Source organism: Brevibacillus sp. BC25 (assembly GCF_000282075.1).
GTDB lineage: Bacteria > Bacillota > Bacilli > Brevibacillales > Brevibacillaceae > Brevibacillus.
In genome coordinates, this window is the sequence record NZ_AKIX01000042.1 from 1 (window position 1) to 21,291 (window position 21,291).

15 protein-coding genes, 2 tRNA genes and 1 pseudogene are annotated in these 21,291 nt (G+C 46.8%); 6 read left to right on the forward strand and 12 right to left on the reverse strand.

Annotated features, from left to right (window positions below; genetic code table 11):
* Positions 1-1,042, reverse strand: a 1,042-nt coding sequence (locus PMI05_RS12920) for a dynamin family protein (RefSeq protein ID WP_007722011.1), incomplete at its 3' end; no start/stop codon positions are given.
* Positions 1,039-2,712: a dynamin family protein gene (locus PMI05_RS12925; RefSeq protein WP_007722013.1), complete on the reverse strand. Its 1,674-nt coding sequence runs from the start codon at positions 2,710-2,712 to the stop codon at positions 1,039-1,041. The genes PMI05_RS12920 and PMI05_RS12925, both read right to left, overlap by 4 nt.
* Before the next feature lie 202 nt (positions 2,713-2,914).
* On the opposite strand from PMI05_RS12925, the gene PMI05_RS12930 reads away from it, so the two are divergent.
* The 3 genes from PMI05_RS12930 to PMI05_RS12940 are packed head-to-tail and all read left to right on the forward strand — an operon-like array spanning position 2,915 to position 6,821.
* Positions 2,915-4,489: a spore germination protein gene (locus PMI05_RS12930; RefSeq protein WP_007722014.1), complete on the forward strand. Its 1,575-nt coding sequence runs from the start codon at positions 2,915-2,917 to the stop codon at positions 4,487-4,489.
* Entirely contained in the window at positions 4,490-5,596 is a 1,107-nt protein-coding gene (locus tag PMI05_RS12935; RefSeq protein ID WP_007722015.1) for an endospore germination permease, read from the forward strand.
* The gene (locus PMI05_RS12940; RefSeq protein WP_007722016.1) at positions 5,589-6,821 is read left to right on the forward strand and encodes a Ger(x)C family spore germination protein; all 1,233 of its coding nucleotides are present in this window, start codon (positions 5,589-5,591) and stop codon (positions 6,819-6,821) included. Before PMI05_RS12935 ends, PMI05_RS12940 begins: the two co-directional genes overlap by 8 nt.
* Before the next feature lie 221 nt (positions 6,822-7,042).
* Here PMI05_RS12940 and PMI05_RS12945 read toward each other — a convergent pair whose 3' ends face one another.
* The 8 genes and pseudogenes from PMI05_RS12945 to PMI05_RS12980 all read right to left on the reverse strand — a co-directional run bounded on the left by PMI05_RS12945 (position 7,043) and on the right by PMI05_RS12980 (position 15,412).
* Positions 7,043-8,827 carry a hypothetical protein gene (locus PMI05_RS12945; protein ID WP_157230890.1) on the reverse strand — a complete coding sequence of 595 codons (1,785 nt, stop codon included), beginning with the start codon at positions 8,825-8,827 and terminating at the stop codon, positions 7,043-7,045.
* Positions 8,828-9,091: 264 nt separating this feature from the next.
* On the reverse strand, positions 9,092-9,616 hold the full coding sequence (locus PMI05_RS12950; RefSeq protein ID WP_007722019.1) for a type 1 glutamine amidotransferase domain-containing protein: 525 nt from the start codon (positions 9,614-9,616) through the stop codon (positions 9,092-9,094).
* 26 nt (positions 9,617-9,642) lie between these two features.
* Positions 9,643-12,801 (reverse strand): ATP-binding protein, encoded by a 3,159-nt coding sequence (locus PMI05_RS12955; protein WP_007722020.1) that lies wholly within the window; start codon positions 12,799-12,801, stop codon positions 9,643-9,645.
* Between the two features lie 101 nt (positions 12,802-12,902).
* Positions 12,903-13,318: pseudogene (locus PMI05_RS30705) on the reverse strand (23S rRNA (pseudouridine(1915)-N(3))-methyltransferase RlmH).
* A 14-nt stretch (positions 13,319-13,332) separates the two neighbouring features.
* Positions 13,333-14,448, reverse strand: a complete 1,116-nt coding sequence (locus PMI05_RS12965; RefSeq protein ID WP_007722022.1) for a response regulator — start codon at positions 14,446-14,448, stop codon at positions 13,333-13,335.
* A gap of 164 nt (positions 14,449-14,612) precedes the next feature.
* Positions 14,613-14,695, reverse strand: a tRNA-Leu gene (locus tag PMI05_RS12970).
* A 17-nt stretch (positions 14,696-14,712) separates the two neighbouring features.
* Positions 14,713-14,789 (reverse strand) — tRNA-Pro (locus tag PMI05_RS12975).
* Positions 14,790-14,905: 116 nt separating this feature from the next.
* Positions 14,906-15,412, reverse strand: coding sequence for a hypothetical protein (locus PMI05_RS12980; protein ID WP_007722023.1), 507 nt, complete (start codon positions 15,410-15,412; stop codon positions 14,906-14,908).
* 134 nt (positions 15,413-15,546) lie between these two features.
* Between PMI05_RS12980 and PMI05_RS12985 the strand changes: the two genes are divergently transcribed.
* The 3 genes from PMI05_RS12985 (at position 15,547) to PMI05_RS12995 (ending at position 18,172) form a co-directional block, all read left to right on the forward strand.
* The gene (locus PMI05_RS12985) at positions 15,547-15,771 is read left to right on the forward strand and encodes a hypothetical protein (RefSeq protein WP_007722024.1); all 225 of its coding nucleotides are present in this window, start codon (positions 15,547-15,549) and stop codon (positions 15,769-15,771) included.
* Positions 15,772-15,870: 99 nt separating this feature from the next.
* Positions 15,871-16,296: a metallothiol transferase FosB gene (fosB, locus tag PMI05_RS12990; RefSeq protein ID WP_007722027.1), complete on the forward strand. Its 426-nt coding sequence runs from the start codon at positions 15,871-15,873 to the stop codon at positions 16,294-16,296.
* Positions 16,297-16,450: 154 nt separating this feature from the next.
* Complete coding sequence (locus PMI05_RS12995) at positions 16,451-18,172, forward strand: protoglobin domain-containing protein (RefSeq protein ID WP_007722029.1); 1,722 nt, start codon at positions 16,451-16,453, stop codon at positions 18,170-18,172.
* A 5-nt stretch (positions 18,173-18,177) separates the two neighbouring features.
* Here PMI05_RS12995 and PMI05_RS13000 read toward each other — a convergent pair whose 3' ends face one another.
* Both PMI05_RS13000 and PMI05_RS13005 read right to left on the reverse strand, forming a co-directional pair.
* Positions 18,178-19,281: a hypothetical protein gene (locus PMI05_RS13000; protein ID WP_007722031.1), complete on the reverse strand. Its 1,104-nt coding sequence runs from the start codon at positions 19,279-19,281 to the stop codon at positions 18,178-18,180.
* Between the two features lie 418 nt (positions 19,282-19,699).
* Positions 19,700-20,836, reverse strand: coding sequence for a VanZ family protein (locus tag PMI05_RS13005; protein WP_007722033.1), 1,137 nt, complete (start codon positions 20,834-20,836; stop codon positions 19,700-19,702).
* Between the last annotated feature and the right edge of the window lie 455 nt (positions 20,837-21,291).

The following is a 21,291-nucleotide window of genomic DNA, read 5'->3' on the forward strand; positions in this document are numbered from 1 at the left end:
CTGCCGGCATCAGCGGCTCGCCTTCAGCCGTATTCGTGCGCTGGCGGTATACTTTCTCCGCAGAAGCTGCCAGCTTGCCTTTTTCGTGCATCCGTGCCAACAGAGCAGTCTGGCTGGACACCGGATAAATACGTGGGAGGCGAATTCCGCACGAGAGAAGGTTTTTCTCTACGTGGGTAATCACGCCCTGCAATTCCTCATCGTTTGCTGCGAGGTCACAAGCATTGACGATAAAGAACATTTTGTCCATTTCAAATGTATCCTTGACGCGCCCCATTTGCAGCAAAAATTCACGGTCAGCCTGTGCAAAGGCGTGGTTGTAATACGTCACAAATAGCACGGCATCCGCGTTTTTCATGTATTCAAACGCCACACCTGTGTGACGCGCATTGATGGAATCCGCACCAGGCGTATCGACGAGTACGATGCCCTGGTCTGTCAGCGGGCAGGAATAGAACAGCTCGATGTATTCCGCAAAACAAGCTTTTTCTTCCTTGGCTACAAAGCCTTTGAACGCCTGCATATCCACCAGCAGTTCTCCACCCAAATGAGCAGCCATTTCTGGCAATCCTTTTGTAACAGCTTTCAAAAAGGTGTAGTGAGGCTTTGCTGTAGGCGGGATTTGGGCGACGTCGATCTTGCCCAGCTCAGCCAATGCCCCATCCAGATCAGATGCAATCAGTCCAAACACAGCGAGTGAACGGATAACATCCTGCTCGATTGCTTCGCGCTCCTTTAAAACGACACGCACAGTTCCATGCGGGCGTTCATCCGTAGGCGGCATAATTTTGTTGATCGCTGCTGTCGTCGGATTCGGCGATACAGGCAGCACGAGATCGCCCATCAAGGCGTTGGCAAACGAGGATTTTCCCGCGCTAAAAGCGCCAAACAGTGCAACGGTAAAACGATTGGCAGTCAGACGATCTGCTCGATCCAGCATCGCCTGTGCCTGTGCTTGCATTCCTGGTACGGAAACGACTTCTTCACTTGCGCGTCGCAGACGCTCTGCTGCCGCAATTAGTTTGTCTCGTAGTTGATTCATGCTACTTGTTCTCCTCCACGCATAATCGCCAACAGACGACCCTTGGTTTCTTCTTCTCTCGCTGCCAGTCCTGTCAGCTTTTGATGCAGCGCTGCCATTTCACGCAATACGCCAAGGCGCTCACCTTGAGCCGCACTTTCTACACGCACCTGCTCTTTGATCATCTCAACCACTTGTGCAATGAAGGACAGGCCCACGCGTCTGTACTCCAGCTTCATCCCGCTGGAAATATCCGCACAGTAGTTCAGGACGTACTCACTCGAAGCCGCACCCTCTTTGATGTGCTTGCTCAGGAACTCGCCCGTAATCTCGATCTTGGTCGCGTGAACGCTAGCGTGATATTCTTCGCTCCGCAAATCAAACACTTGCGGCTGCTTGCCGAGCCATTCTTTGAAATGGAAGTCGAGATTTCCCGCCACTTTTTCGCGGAACTCGACGAGAAGGGCTTCTTCGCGACGTGCGCGTTCTTCCTCTGTCTTCTTGCCTGCAAACAACAACCCCACCTTGAAGCCCGGCTTGCGGCTCTCCAGGTAGCTTCGTGCTGCTTCGTTCGTGCTGAAATAAGTCAAACGAGCATTGTCCAAAAGTACACTCAGCTCTTTTTCCATCTGCATTCGGGCATCCTCAGCACGCTGCTCTAGAGCCGCTGCTGTCGCTTCCTCCTGCTCAAGCGCTTCCTGTACAGCCGCTACATTACGACTGTCAATGCCGTCTACTTCCAGACCATCCAGCTGGGCTTCCCACTGCTGGCGTTGATCTGCCTGGCTTGTTCTTACTACTTGGATGTGTTCGTCGATCAAATGCTCGGCAGCACTGCGGACGCTCGTGCCAACCAGCTTTTCACGATCAGCGATCAACTGTGCAAGCATGCCCTTAAATTCCGCATACATGTTCTCAGGATGATCTGGTTCTGCAAGCGACGTGTAAAAAATACCATCCGGATGAATGTTCCAGGTCGCAAATGCTTCCTCGACACTTTCCTTATAGCTATCGAAATCCAATTCGAAATCAATATGTTTATCGATCATGTTCACAACCAGATAGACTGGCTTGTCACGGTCCTTCAACGTCTTCGTAAAGTTGAAGTTCTCTTCGGCTTGAACATGGTTATAATCCATCATGTAAATGACGACGTCAGCCAAATGCAGCGCAGATTCTGTAGCGATTTTGTGTGCCGCATCCGTGGAGTCAATGCCCGGGGTATCGAGCAAGCTGGCGTATTCGTCAAGGAATGTTCCCGGATAGGAAACCTCTACAGATTCTACCGTATCTCCGTCAACAGCAAACTGCTTGAGCTTCTCCATCTCCGTATCTGGATCAAATGTAAGGACTCCGCTGTTCATGGTGAAGACGCGAGCCGCTTTTTCTCCGCCGCGAATCTTGACGACATTCGCACTAGTCGGAATCGGATTGGACGGCAGCAAATTGACACCCAGAAGCGTGTTAATCATCGTTGATTTTCCAGCAGAAAAATGTCCGCAAAACGCAATATTCAACTCAGCGCGCTTTGTTTTCGCGGCCAGTTGAATGAGCTTGTGTGGCGTGGTTTCGTCTCCCTGCGATTTCATTTCATCCGCGAGTTCTTCCCATGTATGTGCCAGTCGGGAAAAGTCCGTTTCCCGGATCAATACTTGACTGTCAAGCACTTCTATTCCACCCTTCTCCATCATTCCTACTCTCTCTACTAATACCTGTTGAACTTCCTTTTACTACTCTCTATTCTACCATGCCGAATGTAACATAGGTCACAGATGAGTTCAATTCAAAACTATGAAAGATTTAGCATTCGCCTATTCTTCCGCATAATTTTCCTCTCATCTGGAAAAAATCGCACTAACATGATATTCGCATTCTGAACGGGAGGAACTTCAAATGATGCGCAGATTTTTGTCCCAGCGCCGCCAAAAGAAAACTCCCTCTCTTATCGCGCAACGTTTACAACAGCGAAATGATCCTGCGCTTACGCTATCGACTAGTTTGCAGCAAAACACGGAGACGTTTAAGGCCGTGCTGGGCAGTCCACACGATTTATTAATTCGTTCCTTTACGATCGGCAACACCAATCATTCCTGTGCCGTTATTGCGATTGATGGATTGGCGAACTGCGATATGCTGGATACGCAAGTCCTCGGACAAATCCAGTTGATGATCTCGACTGCTTCCAAAGTGGTGCCGACTGAACCAGATGAGATTGTCCGGATGCTCTATGAGGAAGTCCTTTCTGTCGTTGAAATATCGAGAGCAACGGATTTGACAAAAATACTCGAAGGCATTCTTTCCGGAGATACAGCCATTTTTGTAGATGGATCAACCGAAGTCATTATTGTCGACAGCAAGGGATGGAAAACTCGCTCCATTGAAGAGCCGGTCTCCGAAGGCTTGGTGCGAGGTCCGCGGGACGGCTTTACGGAGAGTATCCGGGACAACACCGTTCATATACGCAGACGTATCAAAGACCCAAACCTGCGCTTTGAAGGGTCCATCATAGGCAGACGCAGCCGAACAGATGTGATCATCGCCTACATTGAAAACATCGCTGATCCAGAATTACTAAATGAAGTGAGGCGGCGAATCTCTACGATCGATGTGGACGAGGTAGAAGAGTCCGGTTTTATCGAGCAATGGATTGAAGATGATTTTCTGTCGCCTTTTCCGCAGATTCATAACACGGAGCGTCCCGACAAAGTCAGTGGAGCATTGTTTCAAGGCCGCATTGCGATATTGGTGGACAGCACTCCCATGGTGCTCATTTTGCCTGTGACGATTGGTTTGCTCCTGCATTCACCAGAGGATTACTACGAGCGTTGGATTGTCGGTTCATTAGCTAGGCTGTTGCGGTATTTGGCAGCCTTTCTGGCGGTCTATTCGCCCGCTTTCTATGTCGCTCTCGTCACCTTTCACCCTGGCTTGATCCCGTCTGATCTCGCCTTCTCGATTGCAGCCACACGTGATGGGGTCCCGTTTCCGGCCTTCGTAGAAGCGATCATGATGGTGACGACGATGGAGCTGTTACAGGAAGCCGGAATACGCTTACCGAAACCGATCGGCCAGACCGTCGGGATCGTCGGAGGTCTCGTCATTGGTGACGCAGCGGTTTCTGCGGGTATCGTAAGTCCTGTCATGGTCATCGTCGTCGCCCTCACTGCCATCGCTTCTTTTGCCATCCCTGCTTATCACCTTGCCATCGCCTTTCGGATGATTCGTTTTTTCGCCATGTTTATGGCAGCTATTTTTGGTATTTATGGCGTGGTGCTAAGCTTTATTGCCATCATGATTCATTTATCCAATCTCACCAGCATCGGGTATCCATATTTGGCGCCTCTTGCTCCACAGATGCCAAGGGATTGGAAGGATATGATTTTACGCGCACCTGTTACCTTTTTGAAAAACCGACCAGATGCCCTTCACACGAAAGATGAAAACAGAATGAGTACAGGAGGGTCGTAAGTGAGTGCACAAACCTTGGCGGAGAAAATGATCAGCAAAAATCATATGGGGATTAACATTGCCTCAGTCACAATCGGCGTCGGCATCCTGACCTTTCCCCGCTCCTTAGCCAAGGCAACCGGAGCATTCGATGGATGGATTTCCGTCGTGATTAGCGGTCTTTGTGCATGCCTGGTTGGCTGGCTGCTTGCCAAGCTGGCTGCTCGGTTTCCGAGACAAACCTTCTTTGAATACAGCTCGATCATCGCGAGCAAACCGATCGCCTACATCTTGACCTTTCTCGTCTGTATTTACACGATGCTATTTGTCTCGTTTGAAATCAGGGCAATCGGAAACATCGCCAAGCAGTACTTGTTCTACAATACCCCGGTGGAAATAATTACGCTCTCTTTTCTCTTGATCGTTCAATATTCCGTGATTGGATCTCGTATTGCCATGCTGCGGCTCAACTTGCTGTTTTTGCCTGTGGTTCTTGTCGTCATGATCGTCGTCCTGCTGTTTACTACCCAGTTGTTTGAGATCGAAAATATTCGCCCCTTCTTTTCATCAGACTGGCGCTCTCTCTTGGAAGGCTCCAGAGTAGTCGGACTCTCTTATTCTGGCTTTGAGATTATCCTTTTTTACACCATGCTGATGAAAAAGCCTCAGGAAGGGGCAAAGGCCGTGACGTTAGGTCTCTCGATCCCCATTCTGCTCTACATGACCATCTACATGTTCGCCATCGGAGTATTCTCTGCGGAGGTTGCGACGAACTTGACCTATCCAACCATCGAGCTTGCAAAAGAGGTCGAAATCCCCGGCGGCTTTTTTGAACGGGTGGAGTCCATTTTCTTTACTATCTGGATCATGACGATCTTCAACACATGTGCGATGTGGCTCGATATTACCGTGCTCAACTTGTCATCCATGTTCCACAAGGTACACAAAACGATTTGGGTGCTCATTCTTTCTCCCATGATTTATTTTGTCGCGATGCTCCCGCAAAACCTGGTTGATTTCTTTACGTTTGCAGACAGCATCACTTATTTCGGAATGATCGTCGTCTATTTATGTCCGATTTTGCTGCTCCTCATCGCTGTCATACGAGGTGTAAAGGGTCATGAATAGACAGCTCACTGCTTTCTGCATCTTCCTGCTTCTATCGACTTTGCTGGCTGGATGCTGGGATCAGGTTCAAATTGAGGAACGAGGATTTGTGGTAGGCGTAGCAATTGATAAACCTCGTACGAAAGAAGCCGAGCAGCAAGCCAAACAAGAGGCTCCAGACAAACCTCAAGTAAAAGAGCGCTTTCTCGTCACACATCAATTCGTCGTCCCCGGTGGATTGGTCTCCGGCGGCCAAGGAAGCGGCGGTGCTCAAAACACAGCCAATGAGGCTTACCACAACCTTATATCCGAGGGGGATTCTCTTTTCGAGATTTCCCGCGAATTGGCTACCCGGACCAGCAGAACTCCGTTTTATCAGCATATGAAGATCCTGATCGTCTCCGAAGACGTTGCCCGTACGAAAAACGGTTTTGCCAGAGCACTCGATTTCTATCTGCGTGATCCAGATTCCAGACGAAGCAGCAAGGTATTTATCTCAAATGGTCCCGCCAAAGAAGTATTGGAAGTCAAACCAAAAACAGAGAAGCTGCCCGCTATTTACGTCAACTCGATTGGAGAAAACGTCAATAAAAATTCCCGCATGCTTCCAGAGGTCCGATTGGGCGATGTCCATGAGGAGCTTCTCAGTCCGCACAGTTTTGTGGTTCCGCGCATCAGACCCGATGAGCAAGAGGTAAAATTAGCAGGCGCCGCTGTTTTTACCCAAGACAATCAGTTGATAGGTTTTCTCGGGGAAGAAGAGACGGAGGGACTGAACTTTCTCACGGGAAAAGTTAAAGGAGGTATGGTAAAAGGCAAGTTAAAAAACAATCTTGTCTCGATGAACATCCAAGGGATCAAACATGGCGTTGAAGCAGATTTACGCGATCGGCAGCATATGAAATTCACGATAACTATCGAATGTGAAGGCACATTGGCCGAGTCTTACGCCACAATGGATTCTCTGAATAACACTGCGATGGAGAAGCTTGAACAAGTGTTTGCCGAAGAAATTGAGCGAATGAGTAATGACACCATCAAGAAGGTCCATAAACAGATGAAGGTGGATGTCATCAAACTTGGCAGCTATCTGAAGCAGCATCATTTTTCGCTATGGAAAAAGATTCGGCAGGATTGGGAAACAGGGCAACGTCTGTATGAAAAAAGTGAGATAACAGTTCAAGCAAAGGTCTATCTACGCAATATCGGTGCGATCAACCGTACCGAACGCCAAAACACCAGGTGATCCCATGTTGAAATTTTTAGGCGTCGTCCCTCCTTATTTGACCTTCGCAGGGACGGTCTTGGCGTTTTTAATTCCCTATCTTTTTTTTAAAATCAATAACAAAATTCATGAGTTAGGCGATCCGCCGTGGAAGAAACGGAATAACTCCGGTTCGTAGCAAAAGCTTTCTCAACATAAAAAGCAAGGGTCTACTCAGCATTATGAGGCAGCCCTTGCTTATTTCACCTGCCATTTAAAAAAACTTCATACGTTACACGATTATAACTATTTTGCAGAGTTTCGAGTCCTTGAATTTCTTCTTCGAGATCAGCTAATTCTTGCAAGAGTACTTGCATGCGGTTTTTTGCTTGTATCTTTTTATTTTCTTGATCATCTCTTTTCACTTTCTTTTTGGGGCCGTTTATTTGTTTATCCAAACTCTCCTCTTCATCTCTAAGCTCGTCAACCCTCGCTTTCAGACCTACCAATCTCCGATATTCTGCTCTCGATTTACTCATGCAATCTTCAAGTTTCTCTTTATATACAGGATAGTTTGTATCTACGACTTGCTTATATAACCGTCTACTTTCTCGATGATCTTTTAATTTTAAGAGGGTCCGTTTCAGTTCCATTAGCGATAGGATATGCTCTTCAATCTGTACCGGACTCGCCTCTTTATTTATTTTCGTGGTTAGTTCGTTCCATGTTTCCTTTCCCAACTCAAAGATTTCCAATTCTTCACGTTGAACGGAAAACAACTCTAACCAATCTTCATTCGCATCACGCAACTGCTGATATTCGTTTTTGATCTGACATTTATCTAATGTGGTGATAAAGAATCCTTTTATTGTATCCCCAATCTGTCTATTGATTTCTCTTTTAGGAAACAGCTCAAATTCTTCTGGTTGTTTTACGTCTTCAATGGCTTCAATCTCATGGATCAGGTGTTTGTTTTGCTCCAGAATTTTTTCTGCCTTTTCTAAACCGTTCACAGACTTTGCAGCCCGTCCTTTTTGAACATCACCATAGATGGCTGTTTTCTTGCTTTCCTCTCCCTTCCAATGGATCGGTTTCTTATTCTTCTTTCGATCAGTCGGCAGTGCTTGATGCATGGAAAAGTGAATATTTTTCACCCAGTGTAGATCATCAAACTCTTTGGAATCCTTTTTAAAAAGGGACTTGTCGTTTTTCTCATTTTCTAGCCATAGATTGTATCTAGCAGTGGTCTCTGCTTTTGTAGAATCTAAATTCGTTTCGTCCATGGTTTGCGAATATTGTTCATAAGAAGCTGTCCCTTTTGTCGGAGAACCAAATTGCCCGTCATTGATCATCATCGCAGTCGCATCCCATTTAAACGGAATTCTTACAGGAAGCTGAATTTCCCAAGGTTTATCCGAGTCGATTTCTTTCAACATGCCCCGTTTCTTCAATTGTTCCTGATCCACGGAAAAGTTATATTGATCGTATTGCAATTCAACGGTGTACTCATACTTTGTTCCGACGCTTGCCTCACGCAGCATAACCTCGATGGTATTATTATAAGATTCCCGATTATTTTTCTCATCTTGTGGAGCAACATTCCATTGCTGGTCTGCTTTTTCTCCCCGCAGAATCTGATAGCCTACCAAATGGCCCCCATTGTAACTGGCCACTCGGTGCTTATCATTCCCATCTCGTATGAGCGATTCTTCATAACCAAGATTGCCGATAGCCGATACTAGCGCTGTCGCGTCACGTTCAGAATCCCAGCCGTTTTTCGTGATTTCAGCGGTAACAGAATGGGGACGATCGCATGTATCTCCTAATACTTTTGTAAAATGGAATTCGGATGGATTCAAATTTTCTTCCCCGTACACTTCTTTTAATAAACCCCAAAAGGTGGGGAGCCCTTTATCCGCTTTCACATCCGTAAATTTCCCGTCGTCTCCAACGGCATTTTCGAAATCCTTTTTTCCGTATGTATCTGGCTTGTCCGCTTTCATTTTATTGAGATTGTCTGGATGGAGTTTCCTTTGGATGGCTGGCATGGAAGATTGCTTTTGATTTTGCAGCAGCTTCGTCATTGCCTTGTTTCCTACTTTTTTGGCGAGTTGTAAAACGGGTGGCATATTTCGGTGGGAATTGGGTGGGAAAGGCTTATTTTCAGGTAGATGTGCGTTGCTAGCCATTTCATTTCCTGGTGGGACTTGATCCCGATTTTTGAACACCTTATCATCCCCTACTAGAATGAAAATTCTTTCTTCTATGAAAGGACTTACCCGTTTACCCGAGCAAGCCCTTTTCATCATTTCTTACTGTTGTGCCAGCAAATCAGCAAACGCTTTGGCATACGCAGGCAGATCAGGCGGTCTACGTGAACCAACAATGTGACCGTCTACTACAACCTCTTCATCTACCCAAATCGCTCCTGCATTCTCCATATCATCTTTAATGCCTGGCGTCGATGTCGTGGTTACCCCACGTAAAATTTTTGCAGAAGAAAGCACCCACCCCGCATGGCAAATATGTCCAATCGGTTTTTTCGCCTCGTGCATCGCAACCACAAACGACAGCACTTCCGGATAGCGGCGCAGCTTGTCAGGTGCCCACCCTCCTGGAACGAGTACACCTGCATAGTCGGCAGGATTGACCTCTGCCATCGCTTTGTCAGCCTCACACGGTACACCGTACTTCCCTATGTAGACGTGATTCGCCTTCGGGCCCACGAAATGGACGGTAGCGCCTTCCTCTCGCAGTCTCATCACCGGATACCAGAGCTCGAGATCCTCAAATTCACTTTCGACGAAGCAAACCACTTGTTTTCCTGCAAGTCTCAACGTTCTCGCCTCCTTTTCCTTCTATACTACGCTATTGTAACATGCATCCCCTCAGGGGTAGGTATGTACATGACAACTTTGGTCCCTTTTCCCATTTCAGAGGTGATACTCAAGGTAGCACCAGGAATGGTATCCAATCGTCTGCGGATGTTTTGGATGCCGATGCTTCCTTTTTGATTCTCGCCTTTTGACATTTGATACAGGAGATCATCTGCAATACCGACCCCATCGTCTTCAATCATGACCTTGATGTAATGACCTCCGTCCACAATTGTAAGCGTCACGTGACCTTTTTCGTCCTTTTCGAACAATCCATGTCGGATCGCATTCTCTACGAACGGTTGGATGCTCAAGGAAGGAATCTCTTTGTCAAGAATCCCTTCATCTACGTGACACACAAAGTCGAAGCCTTCCCCAAAACGAGCCTTTTCGATCTCTACATAAGCATGGATGAGCTCCATTTCCCGAAATAACGGAACGAACAGCGTCGTTCGATCCATATCCAAAATATAGCGCAAATACTGGCTGAGCATAGTGATGAGATACGCTGCCTTTTCTCCGTCGGTATAACAGAAAGAAATGACACTACTTAAAGCGTTATAGAGAAAATGCGGCTTGATTTGAGCCTGATGAAACGCATGTTCATTGCGAATGGCCTCCTGAATAGAGGTTTTCATCGAGATCAGTGTCTGCACGCGAGCAATGAGTGTCTCCGCATCAAACGGTTTGGTCACATAGTCGTTCGCCCCTGCTCTATAGCCGAGCGCAAGGTCTTGAGGGGTATCTCTGACCGATGCAAACAGGATCGGCAAGTCTAGAATCGAATACTGCGTTCGCAACAGCTGGCACAACTCAATCCCCGATACTCCTGGCATCATCACATCCAGAATGACGAGATCAGGTTGTGGATGCTCCTTGATTTTCTTCATGGCTTCTTTTGCCGAAAAGGCCGAAATCACATTATAGCGATGCTTAGAAAGGATGTTTAGCAAGGTGTGAATGTTGGATGCCTCGTCATCGACAATCATGATGGTGTATTGGTGATCATCCAAAATGTTGAGGGGAATCTGTTCACTGACCTCCCGCTGCCTCTCTTGCGCCGTTGCGGCAAGCTCCTGCGTGACCATCTGCTGATGCCCCGTCGCCAGCGTAAATGTCATACGGGTGCCTTTGCCAAGCTCCGAGCTCTCTACCCAAATTTCTCCTCCCATGAGTTCAACCAGCTTGCGATTGATGTATAAGCCTACACCCATGCCTGTATACCCATCCTGTGGCAATAGCTGATCCACCTGCTCAAAGTAATCAAAAATGGCTTCATGCTTATCCGGTGCAATTCCTATCCCCGTGTCCTCAACGGAAATACGAACCTGCCCCCCCACCACGCCCGCCATTACCTTAATCGAGCCTACATTCGTATGCTTGATGGCATTGTGTACGAGATTGTACATGATTTGACGAAGCCGATTCTCATCTGCATACACCCAAATGTTAGCAGGGACCTGATTTTCCAGCCAGACATCTTTCCCCAGCAGTTCGAACTGTAGAACGTCAAAGACAATTTGAGTGATGACCTTAATATCCACAATCGAGAAATGAAGGCGCAGCTCCCCATGCTTCAGGCGAGTAACATCGAGTAAATCACCAACCAGCATAGACAGCTTAATCGATGTATCCTTGACGAGCCACAGATTTTGTCTTTGTTTGGAAGACAGCATATTACTCTCATCTTCTAGTAAATGGGACGTGATATTGATAATCCCGTGCAGCGGTGTCTTCATCTCGTGCGAAGTGTGCGTCAAAAATTCATCTTTGATCTGATTGGAAATCTTCAATTGATGGGAGAGAATTTCTGTCTTTTCATACGCATTCGTGAATCGAACTGCCAAAAGAATGTTGATGAAGGTAATGAAATAGAGAATGCCGATTTTTCCCGCAAAATCAGTGGGTACGATGTTTTCTGCGTATAAAAGACCATCAATGAGACTGACCGACAAGGAAATACTCGCCCCAATGAAAAGCAGCAATTCTTTTCGGTCGGACGAGTCCCTCTGACTCTTGCCAGATAAATAAATCAGCCTACCCATAATGAAGAAATGAATCATTTGCACATAAATCAAGAGAGGCCCTTTCAGATTCGTATAGAAGGAGTACGGCAAGACGAGAATGACAAGGATGTAGAGAAAAATGGGCGCTGTCAGCTTCACTAGCCAGTTGCGGGATAGAACCCTCGTATCGATGGAACAGAAAAATAGGGCGAGCAAGATTGTGCTCGCAAATAGGGAGGCATCTTGTGCCTTGTACGCAACTGTGAAAGGAATCGAAGGAAAAAGCTGCAGCAGCATCTTCTCACCAAAAACCATGTGATAAATACCAAGAACAATCATATAGCTGCCGCTGAACAAATAAGTTCTCTCCCTCATGCGGAGAAAATAAAAGCTAAGATGGTACGCAGCCATGATCCCCAGTGTTACCACAAAAGCAATATCCGTGCCGAGCAGGGTGCTGTTTAGAATGGCAATATCCTCATCCAAGCCCAATTGGATCGAGCTCGCAATCCCCCCGGTGAAAAACATGAAATTCGCCACTTGAATGACAATCTCCAGATCCTTGTCATCTGCGAAAAAAAACACGGTATATGGCGTATTCCCTGGTTGATGAGCTTCACTCACTACGGCAGGATGTCCACTCGTACCTTCTTCGTTTCCGTTTAGGAATAATCGGTGGGACATCCGAATGCTCTTTGTTTTCAATCCGTAGATTTGCCTGTCTTCTGGGAGCTTTACATGTAATCGATAGGTTGCAGCACCTTTCCGGTCGATACTATCGATGACACTGTCTCCCTTCCACGTTCCAGGCACGACCAGATACGAGATATTTGCATGTTGCCCTCGTCGAAAATCTTCAGGTGAAAGCAATTCACCAGGATATATCTCCCATTCCCCATCTAAATTGACCAAGCCTTGGCTTTGAAAATCCCAGCTCGACAAATCGAGCACTCCCCGCTTCGCCATGGGCATGTCCCGACTAGGAAAGGTTTGTATATAGATCCCGATAAATACCGCTATGGAAAGTAAAAAAACCAATCCAATCCCGGCAGGCATCAGGAAATTCCTTCGCTCCAAAAATGTATCCCCTTCCCCGACTGAGCTCGAATATGTACGATCTTCTCGTTCTAAGAGTACCATTTCCCCCTCACAAAAATCTCACAATGCTATTACGTACAAAAAAAGGAGCCTCATAGTTTCGAGACTCCTTTTTCCAATGATCATCTTCTTGTTGAACTAGACTACCGCAGTGGCTCTCCCAAGCTGATTCGCAGCGCTCTGTACAAACCTTCCAACACGACTAAACGCGTCAACTGATGCGGATATGCTTTCGGAAGTGCCAGCCGATCATTAGCCCTGACTAAGACTTCCTCTGATAAGCCAAGTGAGCCGCCAATGACAAAGAGAACGACTGCCTCACTTGTTCGATCTCAGCGCTGCTCATCGTTTCCATTCGAGCTTCTTCTGGAATTTCAACAATGTTCATTCTGCAATAGACGGCTAAGCGTTTGCTGTATGCTTCCACTCGCGGCAAGATATCATTTTTGATTTTTCCCACAGATATAATGGTGAATTGCATGAAACTCGCCTTCTTCCTTTTTCTAGGAATGATAGCAATAGCTTCTCCCAAACTTCTCACATAATCTGTGGTCCACATGATATCTTCCTGCGTCACTGTCCAGCCACGCGTGATACCCACTCGCTTATTTCCCGCGGCGGCTCCATGTCCCACTCTTGCCTATAGGCATCAGCGAATTTGGCATAGTGCTGGACGATTTTCTGTTTTTGCTCGCCCCTTGCGTAAATGTCCATCAAAGCGACATTCATTTCCTCGTGCAAAGGGTACACCGCCAAGTACTCTTCTAGCCTGCGCACGGCCCTTGGTAACTCCTCTGAGGCCATGTCGAGCGATACCAGTTTGCACACCAACTCCGTATACTTTTTCCGGTACCGTTCTTCCAGAGGGGCTTTCCACAAGAAATCCTTGCGATCAAAAAGGGCCCCCTTGTACATTCCACACAAGTTTTCGGCTCCCCCTGCGCTTTGCCTATCCTTTAACGAAGAGAGATCGAATTGCTGGAATGACAATAAATCGTACGTCTGATCCATCGGGTGAAATAGATAGCCTTCACCCGTTTTTTGTATATCGATGCAGAGTTCCTGCTCCTTCATGATTTTCTTCAGTCGGTACATGGTATTGTGCAAGTTATGCGTGGCTCTGCTCTCGTCCATCTCCGGCCATAACAGATCAGTCAGATGCCACTTACTGATATCCTGCTTGGGATGGCAGAGAAAGTAGGCGAACAACTCCTCACTCTTTTTCGTCGGCCAACGAACCACTTCACCACTTCCATTACGAACATCCAAACCACCGAAGCATTGGATGGACACGTTCTTTTCAACTTGTTTCATCGGTGCCGTCATTTGCAGCTGTTTCACTAACCGATTCGTCACTCGTTCAATGGCCGCAGGCGTAACCGGTTTTAAAATATAGTCAAACGCGTACACCTTAAACGCATCCAAAGCGTACTGCTTATAGGCAGTCGTAAAAATAATCTTTGTGTGCTCAGACAACTCATTTATTTTGGATCCAAGCTCAAGTCCATTCATTTTCGGCATCTCGACATCTAAAAATGCAACATCAGGACACAGATCGGATAGACTAGCTAACGCCTCCAGTGGATGTGTGAAAGCTCCGACGATGGTATAGTGATCGTTTTGCCCTATTACATGCTTCATGAGATCGAGGATAGGCTTTTCATCTTCCACTATCATTACCTTAATCACTGTCGTCTCCCCTTTGGCAACTCTGTCTGTCCTGATGCTTTCAGGTGTTCTTCCCTATCTATTGTCGGAATAATTGACAATGACTTTAAGTACAAAAAAAAAAGTGAGAAACAGGCCTACTCACTGTTCCCCACCTTATAACGAAAACCATATGTATAGATTGCTGGTGCCGGTAGAGGGACTTGAACCCCCACGGTTTCCCTCACGATTTTGAGTCGCGCGCGTCTGCCAATTCCGCCATACCGGCCTATTCAAAATAAAACATGGTCGGGAAGACAGGATTCGAACCTGCGACCCCTTGGTCCCAAGCCAAGTACTCTACCAAGCTGAGCTACTTCCCGATTGCCAGCAATATCGGACCTTCTCTCATTCGACAATTTCCGATAAGTATTGCAACACTTACATACTATACAGGCAAATTGAACCAATAGCAATACCGGATTTTTTTGGAATATAGTCATTTTTTCCTAGTTTTTAACTTCCCTCTCCATGGTGTACAGATTTTCCCACATGGTATTTGTCGTTTTCGAAAATCCTGCGGAAGGTTAAACGGATAGTCCAGCGGATGACGCCCGACAACGATCCACCGCCCACTCGGAAGCTTTTTCAACTGGTACACACGGAAAAATTGATCACTTGGATCGAAGGCAAACCATACCACAAGCGTCGCACATCTGCTACCCGAAGACAGGACCTTTGACTTTACAATCGGTGGCGCCCCTATCGTATCCCCTACAGGGATCGCGAGCCGTCCATTTATTCGCCGCAAATCAAGATTGCCGATCACTCGATTTGCCAGACAAGGGGTCATGAATTTTTGCAAGAAACGGCGAATTTTCAACTTGGAATTGAACCGCTTTGGCAAAATGATTCCGCGATCCCCCACCCGTTTATGCGCGGAAAAGATAATCGTAAAGAAAGCCTGCTCTGCCAATCGAATGACTTGCACCCATTGCTTTTTCATCTGACGTCCCTCCTCCTGTCAGACTATGCATCGCGGGAGGAAAACGGTTGGACGCGTATCCATATACATAAACCGTTGCGTGCGGGGCAAATTAATACGGTGTTCCCATCATCGAAATCCGCAGGAGGTACATCATGCCTAGCCAAATTAACACCGACTCGCTTAAAAAAGCAGAGGTAGCCACCACGCTGGCAAAAAATATGATTACGCAAGCCATCGAGCAATCTGCAGCCAATCCACAGCTCGCCGAAGAAGCCTTGAAGCAAGCGTCTCAGGAAATTGCCCAAGCGCAAACGATGGTATCCCAAGTACAATCCACGCTGCAAACTCAAGCGCAAGCTCAACAAAGTCAATCCTAAACAAATTGCAGGCAGACCCGAGATAGACTGGTGGTTTGCCTGTTTTCCCCATACAATAGCAATAGTTGCAAGATTACTGCTAAAAAGGTGGGGGACGTATTGCCGCAACTCCAAGGATTGAATCATTTGCTTTTCTCTGTCTCAGATCTGGAGAAATCTTTTTGTTTTTACCGGGATGTACTGCATGCTAAACCACTTGTACGAGGTCGCAAGCTGGCTTACTTTGAGCTAAATGGCTACTGGTTGGCGCTTAATGAGGAACCAGGCATCCCACGCAATGAAATTACTGAATCTTATACACACATGGCCTTCACTATCACAGAAGAGTCATTTGATGAGTGGTATGCTCATTTAGAAAAGCATGGCGTTACCATTTTGCATGGACGGGATCGTTCGGAGCGGGATAAACGCTCCATTTATTTCACCGACCCTGATGGGCATAAGTTCGAATTACATACAGGCACTCTCCAGGACCGTCTTGCTTATTACCGGGACGAAAAGCATCACATGACCTTTTTTGAATAATTGATGACTTTGCCCATTTCTTCATATACTTTTCACAAAATCACAATAGTTCCAAAGATTCAGCTCCATACGTCAGTGCTATAATCTAAAAAGCACTTATGGCCTATTCCTTTTATGAATAGGCCCGTTTTTCGTAAAAATATGGAGGGATTTTATGTTTGGTAAGCGTGGCGCTCAAACCGTTTCCGCCTCAATTCAAAAAAGCGATATCCAAATGCCCGATCAGCTACAGGGGAAAGTTCATTTTTTGCAAATGAGTCAGACAGACCTTGATCGGTTGAAACAAATTGAACCACTCCTAACAGAACACCTAGAGGCCATTACAGAGCGTCATTACCACATGCTTTGCCAATACTCCCATCTTATGCAGATCATCGAAACGCATACGACGGTTGATCGATTGGCCGTATCCTTTCGTCACTATTTGCAATCGCTTCCACATGGCAAGCTAGACGACGCCTATGTAGCCGGGCGTAAGAAAATCGGAGAGGTCCACAGCAAAATTGGACTTGCGCCAGAATGGTATACGGGCTCTTACTTGCGGGTCTATGAATTTTTGATTCCCGCAATCATTAACACCTATTCGAAACGTCCTCAAGAACTATCTTCTGTCCTATTGGCACTCATGAAGATCATCACGCTTGATTCGCAGATCGTCCTCCAATCGTATCAGGAGGATAATGATTACAAAGTCATTGATCGCCTGGGCGAAGTTCTGGAGCTAGTGATTCAAATCGATAAATTCAAGCATGTGCTGGACACGCTTGAGGATACGACTGAGGAAGCTGGCAATGTGGGATCTGCTGCCGAGCAACTAAGTGAATCTGTGCAAAAAGTGGCTCAATCAGCCGTCTCTGTCGCAGAGAGTGCTTCCACTACAATCGAGCAAGCGACGATGGGCAAAGATATTATCCAAGAGTCATTGACCAGCTTTCTTTCCATGGCAGATGAATTCCAAGAGATGCAAACGAAAATTTCGCAGCTAGTGACATCCATTGCAGAAGTTTCCCAGGTCGTCCAAGTCATACGCAATATTGCCGATCAAACCAATCTTCTTGCATTGAATGCGTCGATTGAGGCAGCGCGAGCAAACGAACACGGGCGCGGCTTTGCTATCGTGGCAGATGAAGTACGAAAGCTCGCTGAACAGACCAAGCAATCTGTTCAAAGCATTACAGCCACAATCAACAATGTTCAGAATGAAGCTGTCCAGGTAAAAGAAACGGCCACTCTCATGAGCGACCATTTTAGCGATAAAGTGATTCAGACACGTGATGCGATTGGGATATTAGGAGATATTGTGCAAAATATTGAGACTGTCGGACATTCGACCGGACACATCGCAGCATTGGCACAAGAGCAGTCTGCTGCCACAGATGATATTTCGATGCGCATATCGCAAGTCCAGACGAATATGGAGCAAGTCTCTTCGCACGTCTCGAATGCAGGTAAAAACGTCTATGATGTTGGCGCCGGCATTAACAGCCTGCACAAGCTGAGCATCACGCAAACGAGCCAGTTAAAGACCAAGCATTACTTGCGAATCGTCAAAACTGACCATCTCTTATGGAGATGGTGGCTGTACAACTTCATGCTTGGGTATCACCACATTGATGAAAAAGAACTCGTCGACCATCATCAATGCCGCTTGGGGATTTGGTATGTCGAAGCCTTGAACAATCCATCATTGAGCACCTTGCCTTCTTTCAAGCAATTAGATGCGCCTCATCGACAGTTCCACGAAACTGTTCGACGGATTTACCACTTCGTCAAGCAAGGAAAACTAGAGGAAGCAGAAGCTACGTTTGATACGCTAGAAGATATCTCACAACGCATTCTCCACGTACTGGATCAGTTAGCCGAAGAAGTTTCCTAACGCTATTATCTATTCGTCTTTTTCTTGCCCGGCTGCCTTTTGGAGGCAGCTTTTTTTGTTTGGACACGGCTTAACTCAGTGGCAGATAGCGGTCTAGTACGAGCGTTGTTTCTCCTGACTCCTTTGGCTTTGGCAACTGACCTGCCAGTTCTCCCGGCTGCTCTTGCTACCCCGACTCCAAACGCTTGCAATGCCCAGACAACCGGATACGAAATCGAGAGCCTGCCATTGGCTGAACCAGCGAAATTCACAGCTGCAGCGTAGTTTCCCGCAGTCAGCCAAACAGAGCCAGAATCTCCAGGCAAGGAGATCGGAACCGTACTTCTGATGACCGTCTGATTCTGAAAACGGACGGTCCCCAGACCTCCGTAGTTCCCGTAACTGACATCAATATCGGTGTGGATTGATTCAACCGTTCCCCATGCCAGCCCTGATGAACGGCCCACTTTTTTCAATCTGCGCCCGATGCCATACGAACGAATCACACCTGGCACTCTGCCCACTGTTGCATAACGAGGGGCAAGGAGTCGATTGGAAGTAGGGATACTGATCGCTGCATCCATTCGATTACCTGCATTTTTTCGAAGCCGAACATAGCGATACAAGCGTCCAATTCGGTCTCTTCCTGAACGGCCGCCGTCTGCTCCTCCAGGCTGGATGGTCTCGGTATAGCCGCCCGTATTGTTACGATTCAGGACGTGATTGTTGCTCAACACGAACCGTTGGCCTCCTCGCGCAACGATTAACCCAGCCGTTCCGGAAGCCCCAGGATAGCCGATACTATATCCAGCGATCACAGGTCTGATTCTGCTGCGATAATTCGTTGCAGAGGGACGTACAGCAGGATGACAATGGCACCGTCCAGAGGTGACCGTTCGAACAGGAACAGATACATGGGCTGTCGCCACCTGTCTTTTGACAAGGACGCAACTCGGGCAGCTCTTCTTCACGGCGGCACTCGCATTGACGGTATACATCACAATGCAGGCGCCACCTTTTTTGTTTTTTCCGTTTGCGTAGCCAATCCCGATGCCAATTACGCCCGGCATTCGCTTCCACCTTTTGACCAAATGCTTTTTGGCAAGGAGCGCTTCCTGAAAGGTTGCCATGGCACCCCTTCCTTTCTGGAGGTAGTTTGTTTTACATGGTCATCGTATGTAAAACTTGGCCAGCACTGTTGGACGCTTATCATTGCGGGGAAGCCTTTTTTGCGCATTTGAAAAAGCACGTTATTCCAGCTGAGGTGGTGGCCGGAAACAGGAGAAAACGCTCCAGCTTCTTGGGCCTCCCGCTGTGGGATTGACTGCCCGGCTCCATGCAAAAAGCGAAACCGCGTCCAAAGCAGTCCATTCAGGATGTGTTTCAGAGGTGGACGCTTAAAAGCGTGTTTCGCTTTTTGCATTCCGCCTCGGTCGGGAGTCCCAAAGATCTTCGCTTATTTCTCCTGTTTCCTCTACGAGCTGGTTGTTTTTTCAATAGCTTAAAACGATTGAAAATAAATGAGTAGCTACCAAAATCTTGCGAGCATTATTTTCGACTGGGTCTGAGACCGGATGCATAGTCAAAATAAAATCGGCGCCTGCCTCGGGAAAATAAGAAGAGCAGACCATGAATAAGGAGTACAAGCGAAATTACTACGATGACGCCAAAGGTGAAAAGGATAAGAAATGGATAAAAAGCCGACTCCATCCATCTCTCTATTTGACTGATTGCATTCGAGGTATACATGATAAACCAAGTGAAATACAGGGCAAGGAATCGCTTGAATAAAGACGCTGCGGAGGGCTTTCCGGAATCTTCGTTCACCAGTCTGAACCGCAAAATTGCTGTTCCAATCGTCTTTCCGTTCCATAATAGCGGAATGAAATAGAAGCCAAACACCATACCGAGTGAGGTACTGATCAGCTCTGTCAGCCAGCCAAGCGGAAGAAAAACGTCAAATAGACCGGATATAAACTGGACTACGATACAGTCGATCAACAACGCCAGCAACTGCGGTACCGGGAGGACGATATCACTCTCCATCACACTGGCTCTTTTCGCTTCTATGCTCTTATTAGATGGGAACAAAGCCAGTATGATCGGAGCCACGAAAAAACCAAATAAAGCACCGCTGCTGTTGAGTATAAGATCATCAACATCGAACAGTCGATACGGACAAAGATAAATTCCATAGATCCCTGTTAATTGTGTGACTTCAAAGAACAGTGACAACGCAAAGCCGAGCCCCAAAGCGCGTTTCCAGTATTCCCGCTTCTGGAAAAAGTAGCGAAGGTAGACGCCAAAAGGGAATAATAGCAAAAAATTAAAAGCAGCTTGCAAGAAAGCTTTCTTTTTCACGAGCTGAATATAGCTAGATGGCTGTGACCAAACAATCGAAGTTTCCTTGAGAATATCGCGGACAAAGGTAAACGGAATCAACGAATAATAAACGGTATTCTCCGCTTGCATGGCGCAAGTGTTCCTTGTATCTGGCAAAGGAAGAAGCACCAAAAACAAAGCGCATAGCAAATAAAACAGAAAGGAAGAGCTTAAAATCAGCCTCCACCAACTGAAATACCCATCTTTTCTATAGGTGTAAATAAGCCAGGGAACAAATAATACATAGCACCCTAACATAAAAACAAGAAAAGCATACTGAATGGGAAAAACGTACGGAGACATGCGAGAACTCCTTTTGGAATAGCTGGGTAGCAGCAGCAATTTTCATCATCGGACTTCTTCTATCTTTGTTCCATTTCCCAGTAAATTATTCACATTAGGAACCCTTAAGTTGTTGCTGTAGTGGTGGGGAGGAAACAGGAGAGAAAACGCTCCAGCTTCTAGGGCCACCCGCTGTGGGATTGACTGCCCGCCTCCATGCAAAAAGCGAAACCGCGTCCAAAGTAGTCCATTCAGGATGTGTTTCATAGGTGGACGCTTAAAGGCGTGTTTCGCTTTTTGCATTGCGTCTCGGTCGGCGTCCCTAAGATCTTCGCTTTTTTCTCCTGTTTCCTCTACGAGCTTTGCCTGCTAGACGGGTTATAAATGCTTTAAAAAATTGAAGAATTTCATCTGTTACGCTAGAGAAGAATATTTCCAGACGTAGCGACTTGTGGAGTCCTACCGAGCGGAGAAGG

Excerpts from the sequence above, each read along its gene's own strand:
- PMI05_RS12925 (WP_007722013.1), bottom strand. The coding sequence starts at position 2,712 with ATGATGGAGAAGGGTGGAATAGAAGTGCTTGACAGTCAAGTATTGATC.
- PMI05_RS12930 (WP_007722014.1), top strand. The coding sequence starts at position 2,915 with ATGATGCGCAGATTTTTGTCCCAGCGCCGCCAAAAGAAAACTCCCTCT.
- PMI05_RS12940 (WP_007722016.1), top strand. The coding sequence starts at position 5,589 with ATGAATAGACAGCTCACTGCTTTCTGCATCTTCCTGCTTCTATCGACT.
- PMI05_RS12945 (WP_157230890.1), bottom strand. The coding sequence starts at position 8,827 with ATGCCAGCCATCCAAAGGAAACTCCATCCAGACAATCTCAATAAAATG.
- PMI05_RS12955 (WP_007722020.1), bottom strand. The coding sequence starts at position 12,801 with ATGGTACTCTTAGAACGAGAAGATCGTACATATTCGAGCTCAGTCGGG.
- PMI05_RS12980 (WP_007722023.1), bottom strand. The coding sequence starts at position 15,412 with ATGAAAAAGCAATGGGTGCAAGTCATTCGATTGGCAGAGCAGGCTTTC.
- PMI05_RS12985 (WP_007722024.1), top strand. The coding sequence starts at position 15,547 with ATGCCTAGCCAAATTAACACCGACTCGCTTAAAAAAGCAGAGGTAGCC.
- PMI05_RS12995 (WP_007722029.1), top strand. The coding sequence starts at position 16,451 with ATGTTTGGTAAGCGTGGCGCTCAAACCGTTTCCGCCTCAATTCAAAAA.
- PMI05_RS13000 (WP_007722031.1), bottom strand. The coding sequence starts at position 19,281 with ATGGCAACCTTTCAGGAAGCGCTCCTTGCCAAAAAGCATTTGGTCAAA.
- PMI05_RS13005 (WP_007722033.1), bottom strand. The coding sequence starts at position 20,836 with ATGTCTCCGTACGTTTTTCCCATTCAGTATGCTTTTCTTGTTTTTATG.